General features: G+C 26.4%; 10 protein-coding genes and 1 tRNA gene. All 11 read right to left on the bottom strand.

What is annotated here, in order from left to right; translation table 11 throughout:
* Positions 1-44: 44 nt before the first annotated feature.
* Positions 45-120: transfer RNA gene (locus ABIV_RS13590), tRNA-Glu, on the bottom strand.
* Positions 121-168: 48 nt separating this feature from the next.
* Positions 169-1,110 carry a tetratricopeptide repeat protein gene (locus tag ABIV_RS05225; protein WP_114838855.1) on the bottom strand — a complete coding sequence of 314 codons (942 nt, stop codon included), beginning with the start codon at positions 1,108-1,110 and terminating at the stop codon, positions 169-171.
* Positions 1,094-1,894: a hypothetical protein gene (locus ABIV_RS05220; protein ID WP_114838854.1), complete on the bottom strand. Its 801-nt coding sequence runs from the start codon at positions 1,892-1,894 to the stop codon at positions 1,094-1,096. The genes ABIV_RS05225 and ABIV_RS05220 overlap by 17 nt, the downstream gene beginning before the upstream one ends.
* An 8-nt stretch (positions 1,895-1,902) precedes the next feature.
* Entirely contained in the window at positions 1,903-4,122 is a 2,220-nt protein-coding gene (locus ABIV_RS05215) for an EAL domain-containing protein (RefSeq protein WP_114838853.1), read from the bottom strand.
* Positions 4,119-7,097 carry a TolC family protein gene (locus ABIV_RS05210; protein ID WP_114838852.1) on the bottom strand — a complete coding sequence of 993 codons (2,979 nt, stop codon included), beginning with the start codon at positions 7,095-7,097 and terminating at the stop codon, positions 4,119-4,121. Before ABIV_RS05210 ends, ABIV_RS05215 begins: the two co-directional genes overlap by 4 nt.
* On the bottom strand, positions 7,097-7,828 hold the full coding sequence (locus ABIV_RS05205; protein ID WP_114838851.1) for a hypothetical protein: 732 nt from the start codon (positions 7,826-7,828) through the stop codon (positions 7,097-7,099). The genes ABIV_RS05210 and ABIV_RS05205 overlap by 1 nt, the downstream gene beginning before the upstream one ends.
* 15 nt (positions 7,829-7,843) lie before the next feature.
* On the bottom strand, positions 7,844-8,989 hold the full coding sequence (locus tag ABIV_RS05200; RefSeq protein ID WP_114838850.1) for a hypothetical protein: 1,146 nt from the start codon (positions 8,987-8,989) through the stop codon (positions 7,844-7,846).
* Between the two features lie 14 nt (positions 8,990-9,003).
* The gene (locus ABIV_RS05195) at positions 9,004-9,957 is read right to left on the bottom strand and encodes a hypothetical protein (RefSeq protein ID WP_114838849.1); all 954 of its coding nucleotides are present in this window, start codon (positions 9,955-9,957) and stop codon (positions 9,004-9,006) included.
* A gap of 110 nt (positions 9,958-10,067) precedes the next feature.
* Complete coding sequence (locus tag ABIV_RS05190) at positions 10,068-11,342, bottom strand: HlyD family type I secretion periplasmic adaptor subunit (protein WP_114838848.1); 1,275 nt, start codon at positions 11,340-11,342, stop codon at positions 10,068-10,070.
* 3 nt (positions 11,343-11,345) lie between these two features.
* Positions 11,346-13,433: a type I secretion system permease/ATPase gene (locus ABIV_RS05185; protein WP_114838847.1), complete on the bottom strand. Its 2,088-nt coding sequence runs from the start codon at positions 13,431-13,433 to the stop codon at positions 11,346-11,348.
* 12 nt (positions 13,434-13,445) lie between these two features.
* The gene (locus tag ABIV_RS05180) at positions 13,446-15,242 is read right to left on the bottom strand and encodes a tetratricopeptide repeat protein (protein ID WP_114838846.1); all 1,797 of its coding nucleotides are present in this window, start codon (positions 15,240-15,242) and stop codon (positions 13,446-13,448) included.
* Between the last annotated feature and the right edge of the window lie 6 nt (positions 15,243-15,248).

The following is a 15,248-nucleotide window of genomic DNA, read 5'->3' as shown; positions in this document are numbered from 1 at the left end:
GGTTTTAATAAAACTTAAATTAGCTAGAAAGTCCATAAAATAGTTGGCGACCCCAGGATGATTCGAACATCCGTCTTCAGGAGGAAATCCTGACGTCCTTGGCCACTAGACGACGGGGTCAAAAGAAGATAAAATTATATAAAAAAGGTGTTTAAAAAAACCTTTTAACTATAATTGATTTTGTTCAAGAAAATTTTGTGACCTTTTATGCCCTTTTTCTGCAGCTTTTTTCATCCATAGTTTTGCTTTCCCATCATCTTTTGGAACTCCATATCCTTTATGATAAAAAAAACCTAGATAATACATCGCTTTTAAACTATCTTGTTTTGCTGCTTTTTCATATAAAGAAAAGGCTTTTTTATAATCTTGGCTTACGATATTACCTTCTCTATAGATATCAGCAAGTTTTAGTATAGCTGTTTTATACTCTTTTTGAGCAGACTTTTCTAGTAAAAGTATTGCTTTTTCATAATCTCTTACGACATACTCTCCTGTTAAGTACATCATTGATAAATTATATAAAGCAATTTTATTATTTGCATTTGAAGCTTTGTTATACCACATAAAAGCTTCTTTCAAATCTTTTTTAACTCCTTTTCCATAATAGTACATTGAAGCAAGATTATTTTGAGCTATTATTACCCCTTGATTTGCTGCTTTTAAATAATATTCAAAGGCTTTTTCAAGATTCTCTTTTGTTGGATTTTTTTCATAAAACATTGCAGTATTTAATTGAGCTAAAGCATAACCTTGATTTGCTGCTTCTTCATATAGTTCTCTTGCTTTTTTTATATTTTTTTCTACTACTTCACCAATAGAATACATATAGGCTAAATTGTTTGTTGCTTCTGCATTTCCATTATTTGAAGCTTGTTCATACCAAAAAAAAGCCAGCTGTTTATTTATATTTGTACCTAAACCTTTATAATTCATCAGTCCAAGATTATATTGGGCTTTTGCATTCTCTTCATGTAAAGCCAAATCAGTAAATTGCTCTATGGCTTTTGTATAATTTTTGTCATTAAGACTTTTTTGTGCATCTTCAAAGGTAGTTGCAAACAGAGTTGTTGCAAATAAAAAAAAGAAAAAAGGTTTAATTAATACTCTCATTTGCTTCTTCTTTATCTTCAGGACTATCTTCTATTTTATCTAAAGTTTTATCTAAATTATTATTAATTTTTTTATCTAATTCTAAAATTTCTGCATCAAATTCTCTAGTCTCTGAGTCTGCATCAATATCATCTTTTTGTGAAAGGATATCTTCACTTTGTTCATCAACAGAGAAAGAGATATCTTCTGATAAAATATCTTTTGTATCTATTAGCTTTTTACTTGGTTTTCTTTGAGAGATATAAATATCTTTAAGTACATCTTCTTTAGTAGGTGTAGCATATGTTTTTAAATCAATTACATCACAAAGAGCATCATCTAAAGAGAAATCAACTAAACAGCTACTCCAACTATCTTTTAAACCTAAATAAAACTCTATTCTTTCAAATAGTAGTTCATGTAGGCTACTACTTAAATAAGAGGGATTTTTTTCATCAAAGTTATTTACTCTTTTAGCTAAAATTTTTACATATGATGAGTTCTCTTTTTCTTCTATTGAGATTTGCCATTTATCTTCAGAAACATGAGAATAAAAAGGATAATAAGATAGTTTTGTTTTTGATACAATTAAAGAGTCTCTATATGAATCAATCCTAAATTCAGAGCCTCCTGTTAAGATAAATATCTTTTTTGCAGCTTCAAAGATTGCATCTTTTGAGATATCTTTATATACTCTTTTTGTACTATTTTTATCATCTAATTTCTCTATATTGTTTGAAAGATTTTTACTACTAAAACAACCTGTAAAAAAAACTAATACAAAAACCAATAAATATTTATACATTACTCTTCCTATCTACTTGTAGCATATGTTCCTAATCTTTCTAATAAATCATAATCAGAATCTAGTTTAACACTATCTGCAATTACATTTATTCCATTTAACTCTGCAAAAATTAAAATATTTTTAACTTTATGTTTTTTAACCATATCATTTGTAAAATTAGAAGTATAATCTTGATGCATTCTTATATAATCAATTTGTAGACCTTCTAACTCTTCTAATGGATACTCATCTGTTTTATATCTTTTTAATATAATTCCTGCACCTATTTCATGTATATTTCTAATAAACATTACAAAAATCTCTTTATTTAAATATGCTGTATATGAAGTTATACTAAAGACTATTTTATCTAGAATATCTTTATTTGCTTGAAGTACTGTTTCAAGCCATTTCATAAAACTTGAGTCACTTATAGAACTCATTGAAAGATTTATTGCAACTGCATGTTGTAAATCATTTCCTCTTATATGAGCAATAGTTTTAACAATAACTAGCTTATCAAACTTATGTGCTATTTGAAGTTTTTCAGCAACAGAGATAACTGAACCAATTGCTAACTTCTCCCCTTCTCTATCATATAATTGAGGAGCAGCTTCATTCATAACTATTTTATCAGGTTCATCAAAAGAGTATGAATCTAATACAAAGGCTAGATTAAAATCTGCTCTTTCTATAATATCTACTACTGTTGCATCCAATTTAGAGAAGTTTTTTTCTAACTCTTCTTCTGCAATTATATGATAAGAGTTTTTACCTTTTTTCTTAGAGATTTCATAAGCTTTATCTGTCGATTTTAATAGAGAATCAAGACTTCCATAAATATCAAAAAATGTACCTGCAAGCTGAACTAAATCTTCTGGGATATCATAAATATCTTTTAGATTTTGATGTAATTCATAGATAATTTTTTCACATAATTTTTGTGCTTCTTGCATCTCAAGGTTTTTTGCAATAATTGCAAATTTAGAGCCATAAAATCTATATAATGTAATATCAGTTTTATGAATAGAAGAGATTACTCTTTTTACAATACTTACATAACTTTGAATAAAATTATTAATATAACTAGTATCATACTTTTCACTAATTTGAGTTAATTTCTCAATTCTTAAAATAAAAACATACCCTGAGATAGAAGAGACATACATACTTTTAATCTCAAAATCAAAAATATTTTTATTTGGTAAACCAGTTAAAGTATCCATTGAAGCTTTTAGTTCTAAAGTCTCTTTATTCATATTTAATTCATTTTTTAAAGAGGCAATTTTTCCAGAAATTTTTGCTACTTTTGAAGTAAGTTCTTTTAGCTCTTTTGTACCTTCATACTCTTTTTTATCAAGCATTGAAAATTTATCTTCTAAAATATTATCAAGATATTTATTTAAGTTATTTACAGGATTAGTAACATGTTTTTTAAATAGAAATCTATGATAAAAACCAATAACAAAAAGAATAGGTAAAAACATAACTATATTAAAAAGAATAAGATTAAAAAGAAAATTCTTTATTTCAAGTTGTAAAGCTTGAAGATTAAATTTATAAGTTATTATTGCAATTACTTGATTTTCTACTTTTATTTCATGCTCTATAGTCTCATTTTCTATTGGCAGTTTAAAGTCTAAACTTATAAAAGAGCTTTCACTTTTATAGTTTTTTTCAATGTTAAAGTTTGAAAAATTTAACTCTGTTACAAAACTTCTAATCTGTTTATTTTTGTAAAGTTGATATCTGATTTTCACCACTTGTTCTATATCATAGGTAGCCGAAGGATAAAATCTATATAAAGAAGTGTTTTCTATCTTTCTTATAGAACCATTTCTTATATCTACTATAACATCTGCTAAATTCCATGATTTATCATCAAAACCAGCTGTATTGTTTATTAGAGTATTTTTATCAAAGATATATTTTTCATTTTGAAGAACTATTGATTCAAAAAGACCTGTTTTATATAGATTTTGAATCTCTTCTTCAATTTTTGTAATATTATGGTTTAATATATTTTTTTCTAATTTTGAATTAAGATAATTAATATTTAAATGATATGCTGTAATCTTTTCTTCTGCTAATTTTGCTTTATGCTCTTTAAAAAATATATATGAAGTTATAAAAAAAATAAAAGCAAAAAAACTTAAGATAACAATTGTATTAGATGAGCCTGTATCAATAAGTTTATTTAAGTTTTTAACTTTTTGTTTATCAAACTTATTTAAAACATTTTTCATCTAATATTTCCTATTTTTTTAGCTTTTGGATTAGCTTCAAAAATTTTAGGATGAAGATAGTTTATTTTATTAATAGCTTCTTCTTCCGTATCAAAAATCCCAAAATAAATCTTTGTTTTATTTCCTTCTGTAATTGCAATATGAGATGGTTCTAAAGTAAATCTTTTTCTATACCAAGTTATTTCATCAGGTTTAATCGTTGTAAGATGCAAAGTATATTTATTCCCATCTGCTTGGGCAAACTCTTTTTCAAAAAGTTCTACTCTTTTAGTATAAGGGATTATCTCTTTTTGCTCTTTCTTTTTTCCTGATAAATCAATCTCTTCTATTGCTAATTTATTTTCTATATTATTAACTTTTTCTTCTACTTCATCAACTTGTTTTAGAGTTTCTTGTTCTGCTTTTTCTTCTGCAAGTTTTTTTTCTTGAACTATTTTTTCCTGCTTTTCTAAAAGTTTTTGCTTTGCTAGTCTCTCTTCTTCTAATCTTTGAGCTTCTTGTTTTTCTTTCTCTTCTTTAATTAAGATTTCATTTTTTAAAGCTTCTTCTTTTTTCTTCTGTTTTTCTAAATCTTTTAATGAAATATATTCATACTCTTTTGGTTTTCTCTTTTCAATATTTAAATCAAGATTATCTTTAAATTGCTCTTTTATATTTCCTATTTTTTCTACAATTGGGAAAATACCATTATTTTTTAAAGCTAATTCATTAATATCATTTTCGATATTTTCATAATTTGAATAAACTCCAAAAACTAACTTATATAGTTCTACTGAACTAAAGTATTTAAAGAAAAATACATTTTCATAAATACCATTTGAAACAACGAAGTTTTCTAACTCTTTTTTAGTAGTAAAAGAAGAGACATTTATAGTATAAAACTCTTCATTTGAACTAAAGAATTTCTCTTTAAATTGTTTATTTGGTAAAAACTCTTCTTTTTGTTTCTCTTGTCTTATTTTCTCTACAATTTTTACTTTTGCTTTTGGTTTTTCAATTTCTAAACCAGCTAAATAACTATTATATAAAGACTTAACTTCTTTAACTTTAATTGCAGATAACTCTTCTTTAATATTATTCTCTATTCTAAATTTTTCAATATACTCTTGTGCAAGTTTTTCATCTTTGAAATTATTATGAACTATGATATTCTTAATTTTAAGTTTATCAAGAGTATCAAAAGAGAAAGAGTTTTTATCTATTTTTTTATCTTTTATAAAAGCAAAGGCGTCATAAATATTTCTGAAACTATCAACTTTTATCATATAACTTTCATCATTGAAAGAGTTAAACTCTTTTATAAAGTTATTGATTTTTTCTTCTAAAGAGAGTTCAGGAATAACTATCTGCTTTACCTCTTCTTTTTCTATCTCTTTTTTCTTTGGTTTATCCTCTTCTAAATTTAAAGAGATTTTTTCTCCATCTTTTGCAACTACTGTTTTTTTATAATCACTCTTAGAAAAATCTATAAATTTAGGATTTTCTGGGTCAACATCAAAAAAGGCAGATAAATCACCTGTATATTCTAAAATAGAGAAGAAATCATTAACTTGATTTTTCTCAAAATTAACAACTTCTGTTTCTGCTGCATTTAACTGCTTTTGTCCTTGAAGTAAAGCTTGTAGGTCTTGTTCTCCTAATTTAAAAGCTTCCCAATATGAAGAAACCATTTTTCTTGAAGCAACTACCTCTTCTATGGTACTTTTTAAAGCGTCACTAACTGTTGTGATTGAAGTATGAGTTTTTGATAAATTCCACTTTAACTTCTTTTTCTCTTCTTCAAGTCTATAGTTTAAATCTCTAATCGTACTATTAACTTCTAAAACTCTATTTTTATCTCTTCCACCATTAAAAAGATTATATGAAACTCTGATTTTTCCATTTATATCTTGTTCTTGTTCATCATTTACAATATCTTCACTATCAAAAGTCTCTTGATAAGATAGCTCAAAATCAATTTTAGGCTCAAATTTTCCTCTTATACTTTTGTGCTTGAACTTTTCAGCATCAATACTTTTATAGTAATTTATTAGATTTTTGTTATTCTCTAAAGCTCTTTCATAAAGTTTATCAAACTCATCTATTTTAATATCAAAATTCTTTTCAAAGGGAAGAGTTTTTTCAAAGCTTGTTCCAACGATATATTCATAATATCGTAAAGACTCTATAAATTTAGATTTAACTTTCACAAGTTTTGTCATTGCATTTGCAACATTTGCTTTTATTGATGTTAAATCTCCTATTGAAGCTGCACCATTATCATATTTAATAGTTACAATCTCTAATATTCTATTTAATTTTTTCATATTTCGTTCATTTACCATTACTGAACGATTTGCAAATACTACATCAAAATAAGCTTTTATAGCTTTTTTTATCTCTGCATCTAATTTTATTTTATATTGATTTTTTGCTACTTCAAGTTTTTTTGCAACACTTTTAACCATATAGTTTGTAGAGCCACCAGAATATAAATTTTGTCTCAATACAAATTTATAGTATTCATCATTATAAAATTTGAATTTAGTCTCTTCATCATCTCCTGGTTTACTTCGTGTTCTACCTCTTACATATTCAAAATCAATAGTAGGATAATATTCAGCCATTGCATTTTTTAGTTTCAATTCATACTGTATTACATTTTCTCTTGAAGATTTTAAAATTTCACTTTGAGAAAGAGTCTCTAACACTGCATCTATTAATTTTACTTTTTTATAAACAGAAGTATCTAAACCCTGTAATTTTTTATTACTTTTTTTTTCTGTTATACTTGTTATTGTGTTTAAGTTATCTTTACTTATTGCATCTAAAGAGTCTTCTTGTCCCTCTATCTGATTAAGTTTGTTCTCTTGTAAAAGTTTTTTATTTTCATTTACTAAAAGTTTTGGATCAATTTCAACTTGCTCAACTTGTGCAAGTAAAGAAGAAGTAACAAAAGATAAAGCTATAAAAGATTTAATCAAAATTTTCTTCATTATCTTTTTATCCTAATTACAAGATAACCATTTTGTTTGTCAATCTCTTCTTTTATTTCTGTACTTGCCAATAAATCAATCCTTACATCTTTTTTCTCATAACCAAATTTTCTAATTAGATTTCTTGCACCAATTGACCTTGCTAAAGAGATCTGTTTTGCTACTGTTGCACTAGCTTGTCCTTGAACATCTGCAGCAGTAATTAAAATTTGATGTTTTTTATATTTCTTTTTAATATCTTCAATAAAGGTTTTAAGCTCTTTAATAATTGCTGTATCAAAGAAAATTTCATTACCTTTAAAAGTAACAATATAATAATCCTCAGTGCTAATCAAAGTCTGTTTTGATGGTTTATCACTATCATCTCTATCTGCAACATCTATTCCACCATGTTCTATTTTTGACTCTTCTTTCTCTTTTGCTTTTACTACTTTTTCTTCAACAATTTTTCTAAGTCTAATAATCTCTTGTTGCATCATTGATATATTTTTATTAGGTTGAGCTTGGCTTTCTTGATATAACTTTGTTGTACCACTACTTGGATTATCATTAACTATTAAATCATCTGTTGCAATAGTTCCTGTATATGATACTTTATATTTAAATTGAGCGTAATACCCTAAATTTACTAGTACAACTAATAAAAATAGAAGCATTACTAGAATAACCGATGAAAAAATATCAACGAATGATGGCCATGGGTTAAACTCGTCTTCACATCTTTTTGCCATTTATACTAAACCTAACTATTTTTTATCATTTATTTCAAGTTTTTCAATTCTATTGATTAACTCTTTTAATAACTTATTATTCTCTTCTTGTAAAGCTAAATTCTTTTTAACAGATCTATGCTCTGCTAAAATTACATTTGAAATTTCTTGTAAAGACTCTTCCATCATAGAAGCATTTGAAAACTGATTTACATTTAATTCTCTTAAGTTATTTACAATACTTTCTAATAAAACTGACTCTTTTTCTGAAGTTCTACTTGCTTGAGCAATATTTTGACTAATAAGTTTATGTAAATCTTCAGAAGCTTTATTTGATTTATCAAGTTTTTCTGTAAAATCACCCATTGTATCAATAAAAACATCTAAGAATCCAGCACTTAGTAAACCTTGTTCTGAACTTGTTCGAGAAGTAGTTCTTAATCCAGCTAAATCTGCACCTTGTAAACTCTCAAGCATTTCTGAACTTTGAGTTTCAATAATTTTACCTTTCATCCAATCTTCAACATCATGCATAAAAGCAGCTTGGTTTCTAGTAAGAATATATTGCATAACATTTAAAATAACAGCAGAAGCAACCCCAAATAATGAAGAAGCAAATCCAATAGACATACCACCTAATGGTCCAGAAAACTTAGTCATTACTTCACCAATGTCAATATCATCTCCACCAAAAGATAAAATAATTGCTCCCATTTCATCAATTGCAACTAAAAGACCTGTAAATGTTCCAAAAAGTCCTAACATAAGAGAAGTTCCAACGAAAAAGTTTGTATACCCTTTTTGATTGAAAAATTGTTCTCCTAACCATTCACTTACATCTTTTGCTTCATTTTGAGTAAAATATAATACCCCTTTCTTAGCTCTTTTATTAAACATATGAGCAATTGTTGCAGGGAATATTCCAGTAATACCATTTAAATAAAACTCTAAAGCTTTACCTTTTTTATAAGCTAAAATACCAAAAGTACCAGAAAGCATAGTAAGTTTTATTGCAGCTTGATAAAGTATTAATAAACCAATTGAAAATATTGTCAAAATAGCGATATTAAAAGTTAATGTCGCCATAAAGAAAGTAGTAATTAATTGAATATTTGAAAAAACTAAAAATACTAAGAATAGAATAAAGATAAAATAAATCTTTAATATTTTAATCCGTCTCATTTAGTCCCTTCACTCTAAAACATAAATAGTAAGATTGAAATTACTAAACCAAGTGCAACTGTTGTAACTGTTTTTGTCATATTATCAACAATATTAACAAAAGCTCCACTTCCTTCTACTGTTTCCCCTATTAAAACAACACCTACAATATTTCCATTTATATCAGATACCTTTTGTGCTGAACGGAAATAAGTATCATCTACTGAATAACCTCTCTCTAACATTAAAGTATATTCATCTTTTCCAGCTTCAATAATTTTTGCAAAAAATTGACTATCATATTTTGAAGCTTCAACATAAACAGAGTCAATAACTTCTTTGTAATTATCTCCTCTTGTTTGTATTGATAATTTATTTAACATTCTCTCTTCAAGTAAGAACATATAAATTAAATCATCTTTTAAATACTCATTTTTGAAAATATGTACTTCTTCTTTTAATTCTAAGACACCAATTAGTCTATCATCTTTAAGAATTGGTTCAATATAAACATAAAAAATACCATCTAATAATATTTCTAATCCAAAGATTTTATTCTTTGAATTTATTACAGTATTAATACTATTTCTATATTGATTAACTTGATTTATAACAGGATAAAAGCTTAACTGAGTTTTTGTAAAACCTGTTTTCTTGAAAGTATCATTAAATAAAGCAACCTCTTCTCCAACAACAACAAGGTTGTTATTTTCAATATTAGTTATTAACTCTTCATTTGATTTTAATGATAGAATAATCTTTTGTAAGTTCTCTTCTTTTTTAAGAACTCTATTTTTATAGTTTTTATTATAATTTTTTGAGATATTTTCATATACCTCTTTTGAAACTGATTCTGTCATGTTTGTAAGAATATATAAACACAAAAAAATACCTGTAACTGAAACAAAAGCTAAAGTTGTAAACCATAAACCTTTATTACTTTTTAAATCTTTAAAAAATTTCTGCAAGAACTTAAAAAAACTAAACATTAACTAGCCCTTAAAATATATAATTAAATTACGACTATATAATAGTTAATTTATGCTTTTAAATAATTGAATAATAACTAATAATATATCTTTTTTTCTTACTTTTTGAACTATTGTTCACTTAATGCATTTTTACTTACATCTTTTAAAGGTTTAATTATGTATTGTAAAATAGTTTTTTTACCAGTTAAAATATTAATATTTGCAATCATCCCTGGTAAAATAGGTAAATCTGGAGCAAATTGATCATGATTTGCTTTTACTTTTACTAAATAAAAAATATTACCATTTCTATCTTCAAAAGAGTCAGGTGAGATTGATATTAACTTCCCTTTTAATAAACCAAATTTAGAAAAATCATAAGCTGTAATTTCTACAGAAACATCTTGTCCTTCCCAAATTTGTGCCCTATCTGAAGTATTTACTCTTGCTTCAATTGTTAAAGAGTCATCAAGTGGAGTAATTTCAGCCATTTTATCACCAGGTTTTACAATTCCACCAACAGTATAAAAATATAATTTATTTATAATTCCATTTACAGGAGAAGTAACCTCTTTTCTAAGTTCTCTATCTTCATTTGCTTTATTTTTTTCTGTTAATTTACTTATTTCTGCTTTTAAAGCTGAATATTTTTGAAGATGTTTTGTTCTTATTTCAGATCTTACTGTTTGTATCTTCTTTTTAGCCTCTTCAATCTCTTCTTTTATAATTGGAATAGAGTTTCTTGTCTCTGAAAGTTTTGTTACAATATTTTGTTTTTTTGATAATTCAGCTAAATACTCTTTTTTAGAAACAACTTTTTTAATATATAAAGATTCTAAAATTTTCATATTTGCTTGTGCAAGATTTAATTCTAAAGTTAAATTCTCAAATTTACTTTGAGCTTCTTTTAACTTATACTCTTTTTGTTTTAATTGATCTTTTGATATTTCTATTTTTGTAATAGAACTGTTAAAATCTTCATAAAAAATTCTTCTTTCATTTTCTACAATATCTGGAATTTTTTCTAAAAGTTCTTGGGGAAATTCTATTGAGCTTTTCTCATCAATTAAAGCTTCAAGTCTTATAATATTTGCTCTATAAGCTAATAAATCTATCTCTTTTGATTTTAAATCAGCTTTAAAAAACTCATTTGAAAGAGTGTAAATCACATCTCCTTTAGAGACTTTTTGACCTTCACTTACTTTTATACTAGAGATAATTCCACCCTCTAGGTTTTGTAATACTTTAGTTTGAGAAGAGGGAACAACTTTACCAGCACCTCTTACAACTTCATCTATTTCACTAAAAAAAGACCAAGTAATAAAAGCAAGAAAAAATAACATTATAGGAACAACTGATACATAGTAGTTCCATTTAGTCTCTTCAAAAAACTTATTATTCATCTATTACCTTTTTCCTTGAAGTGCTGCTAATACTTTATTTTTGGGTCCATCTGCAACAATTTGACCATTATTTAAAACAATAACTCTATCTACTAAATCTAAAGCTGCAAACCTATGTGTAATTACAAATAGTGTTTTATCTTTCATTAATTGTTTTAAATGACTAATTAGTTTTTTCTCTAATCCAACATCAAGTCCAGTTGTAGGTTCATCTAAAATAAGTACTGGAGGATTATTCAAAATTGCCCTTGCAAGAGCTACAAGATGTCTTTGCCCTACAGAGAGATTACTTCCTCTTTCCCCTACTTGTAAAGCGTCTCCTTGTCCACTTTTTTTAACTAATTCTTCTAAACCAGTTAATCTAATAAGCTCCATCATTCTTTCTTTACTTATTGGATTTGATAACTCAATATTCTCTTTTAAAGTTCCTGAGAATAAAAATGGCTCTTGAGTCATTACTCCAATATTTTGTCTTATCTCAATTGGGTGCATTGTTGAAATCTCATGCCCATCTAAGAATATATTTCCACTTGTTGCACTATCAAGACCAGAGAGAAGTCTTAAAAAAGTTGTTTTTCCAGCACCAGTTTGTCCAATAATTCCAATTTTTTCACCTGGTTTTATTTTTAGATTACAATCTTTTAAAGATGGATATTTACTATTTTTATAGAAAAACTCCACATTAGAAAACTCTATTTCACCTTTTATTTTTCCAATACCTATTTCCATATTATTATCATTTTCTAAAGGTAGATGCCAGAACTCATTTATATTATTTAAAGACTCTTTTATCTCTTTAAATCTAATTACCATCATTGAAGTTTGTATTACTGGAACCATTGCACGACTAGAAAGAATAGTTACTGCAATAAGTCCTCCAACTGTAAGATTATTAGAAGCAATTTCAAATACTCCAACAACAATAACCATCATCGTCACAAACTGAACAACTGTTTGAGAAAGATTCATTGAAAATACATTTAAAGATTGAATTCTTTGACTTATAGAGTCTGTTTTAGCAATTATATTTCTCCAATTAAATAGTTTTGTTGAAGAGGCATTTGTAAGTTTTATTATCTCACTTCCTTGAATTGTTTCAACTAAATATGAATTTTTAGCTTGTACATTTTCAACATTCTTTTTACTAAGATTTTCAATTGGTTTCTGCATTAGATAATTAAAAAGTACAATAACTATAGCAACTATAAATGGTACAGCAGCAACTGCTGGAGAGATAAGATATATTACAAGTAAAGCAATAAAGAAAAATGGTAAATCAATTACTTGTAAAATAGATTTTGTGGCAAAAAAATCTCTTATTTGATGTAGTTCTCTAAAAAGATTAGCCTTTGAACCAATAAGCATATTATCATACTCAGATTTGATTTTAAGCATTCTTTTCATTAGTTCTTCTTCTAAATAAACACCTAATTTTTTGCCAACATTTTCAATAATATGGTTTCTTACACTTTTAAAATAAACATCAAAAAGTAAAATTATAATAACTCCACTTGCAAGTACAAAAAGTGTTTCCGTAGCATTATTTGGAACTACTCTATCATATACACTCATAGTAAAAAGAGGAACTGCAAGGGCAAACATATTAATAAAAATAGTTAAAAATCCTATCTCAACATATGAACGCCAAAAAGTTTTAACAGGAGACCAAAACCAATCTTTTGTTCTACTTGATTCTACTAACTTCTCTTTTTTGGGGTCTCTGAATATAAGAATTGCTTTTTTGAAATTACCTAAAAAACTCTTATTTTCTTTTATTTCTTTATTTGCAATAGGATCAAATAGATATACATCTCTATCTTTTTTTAAAAGAATAAAAGGCTTATCATGTTTATCAAAAATAATACAAGGGAAAAAGTGAGCAGGGATATCTCCTGCTTCTATATTTTTAGAAACTGCAGTAAGTCCAACCTCATTTGCAACATCAATGGCAAGCTCTTCTGTAAAACCTTCCCTTGAAGAAGCACTAATATTTAATATTGTTTCTAAAGAAATATCCCCAAAATAAAAGTCTAGCACATATTTTAATGAATATATTAAGGGATATTCGTCTCTACTAATAGTCTCTTCCAAGAAATTCCTATCTTATTTTTTTATTTTTATCTTAAAATTCGAAAATAGTTTATCATAAACAGACTGAAATACGTTATCCCATACCCCTAAACTCTTCTGTCTAAAAATTTTAACACTTTTATACCAAGTTGAATTTACACCTTTGTTTTGCCAACGCCAATCTGGAACTTTTGGAACTAATACCCAAGTTGGAACATCAAGAGCTCCACAAAGATGTACTACTGAAGTATCAGAAGAAATAACTAAATCAAGCTCTTTTACTAAAGATGCTGTTTTTGAAAAATCTTTTAACTTATCACTATAATCAATGATTTTATCTTGTAACCCTAATTTTTCAATCTCTTTTCTATCTTCTCCTATTTGAAGATTATAAACATTTACTTTATCACTATTTATTATTGGTAAAAACTTTTCAAGTCCTAAAACTCTCTCTTCATAACTCTCTGAAGTAGTTGAGGCAGACCAACAAATACCAATATTTATTTTTCCTTTTTCTTCTTTAACTTCTAAATCTTTATCTTTTGTAGCAAAAAGATATGGAGTATTTGTTATAAGTTCTTTTGTTGAAGAGATACCCAAAATATAAGGTATACTCATAATTGATAAATGATAGTCAAAAGCAGGCGTTGGCTCACTTCTATGTCTTAAAATATCAATTTCATCTATACATTTAAATAGCTCTTTTAATTCGTCTCTACATTTAACTGCAATTTTACATCCAAACTTCTCTTTAAATTGTGGTAAAAATCTTATTAACTGAATTGAATCACCAAAACCTTGCTCTGAATGAAGTAAAATAGTTTTACCCTTTAGCTCTTCATCTCCTTTAAACATTGGCTTTGAAAAGATATCTCTATTATTTAGAATATGACCTTTCATCTCATCTTTTCTAAATCTATACTCATACTCTTTAAAACCCTCTTTTAACTCCCCTTTTCCTAAAAGAATTGTTGCTAAGTCAAAATGTGCATTTTCAAAAGTAGGATTTAACTCAATAGCTTTTTTATATGAATCAATTGCCTTTGAAAGTTGACCTAAATATTTGTATGAAGTTCCTACATTACTATAAGCATTTGCACCTTTTGGGTCAAGTTCTATAGCCTTTTCATGAAGTTTTGCTGCTTTTTTATAATCTTTTAGTTTATTGTATACATTACCTAAGTTTGTATAAGCACCTGCATTTTTAGGATTTAATTCAATTGCTTTATCTAAGTTTTCAATAGCTTCATCATACATTTTTAATTTGTTATAGCAAGCTCCAATATTTGCAAATAATTCTACATATTTAGGATTGATATTTAGGGCTATTTTAAATATCTCTATTGCCTCTTTATACTTTTTTTGTTTGTATAAAACTACACCTATATTATTTACTGCTTTATCAAATTTTGGATTTACTCTTACTGCATCTTTATAAGCTTGTATCGCTTTTTCATTATCATTTAGGTTTTCAAAAACCATTCCAATATTATTATAAGCATGATAATTTTTTGGATTTACTTTTATTCCATCAGCATAAACTTTTAAAGCAGCTTTATAGTTTTTTGTATCTTTTAAGAGATTCCCAAGATTATTATATGTCATTGAATTTTTAGGATTTGTATTTATAGCTTTAATATAATAATCATAGGCTTTTTTATTCTCTCCTAAAGCTTTAAAAATAACTCCTAAATTACCTAAGGCTTCACTATTTTTTTCATCAAGTTTTAAAACCTCTAAATAGTGATTTTTAGAAGATTCTAAATCACTTTTAGAGTAAGCTTCATAGGCTTTTTTTAATAATGCTTTTATATTTTCATTTTTGCTCATAATATT

Origin of the sequence: Halarcobacter bivalviorum, from assembly GCF_003346815.1 — a bacterium.
Taxonomy (GTDB): Bacteria; Campylobacterota; Campylobacteria; order Campylobacterales; family Arcobacteraceae; genus Halarcobacter; species Halarcobacter bivalviorum.
The sequence above is the reverse complement of the archived record's forward strand: the minus strand, read 5'-3'. Positions and strand labels throughout refer to the sequence as shown.

Bases quoted from the DNA above. Each gene is read 5' to 3' on its own strand.
- ABIV_RS05225 (WP_114838855.1), bottom strand. From the start codon at position 1,110: ATGAGAGTATTAATTAAACCTTTTTTCTTTTTTTTATTTGCAACAACT.
- ABIV_RS05220 (WP_114838854.1), bottom strand. From the start codon at position 1,894: ATGTATAAATATTTATTGGTTTTTGTATTAGTTTTTTTTACAGGTTGT.
- ABIV_RS05215 (WP_114838853.1), bottom strand. From the start codon at position 4,122: ATGAAAAATGTTTTAAATAAGTTTGATAAACAAAAAGTTAAAAACTTA.
- ABIV_RS05210 (WP_114838852.1), bottom strand. From the start codon at position 7,097: ATGAAGAAAATTTTGATTAAATCTTTTATAGCTTTATCTTTTGTTACT.
- ABIV_RS05205 (WP_114838851.1), bottom strand. From the start codon at position 7,828: ATGGCAAAAAGATGTGAAGACGAGTTTAACCCATGGCCATCATTCGTT.
- ABIV_RS05200 (WP_114838850.1), bottom strand. From the start codon at position 8,989: ATGAGACGGATTAAAATATTAAAGATTTATTTTATCTTTATTCTATTC.
- ABIV_RS05195 (WP_114838849.1), bottom strand. From the start codon at position 9,957: ATGTTTAGTTTTTTTAAGTTCTTGCAGAAATTTTTTAAAGATTTAAAA.
- ABIV_RS05190 (WP_114838848.1), bottom strand. From the start codon at position 11,342: ATGAATAATAAGTTTTTTGAAGAGACTAAATGGAACTACTATGTATCA.
- ABIV_RS05180 (WP_114838846.1), bottom strand. From the start codon at position 15,242: ATGAGCAAAAATGAAAATATAAAAGCATTATTAAAAAAAGCCTATGAA.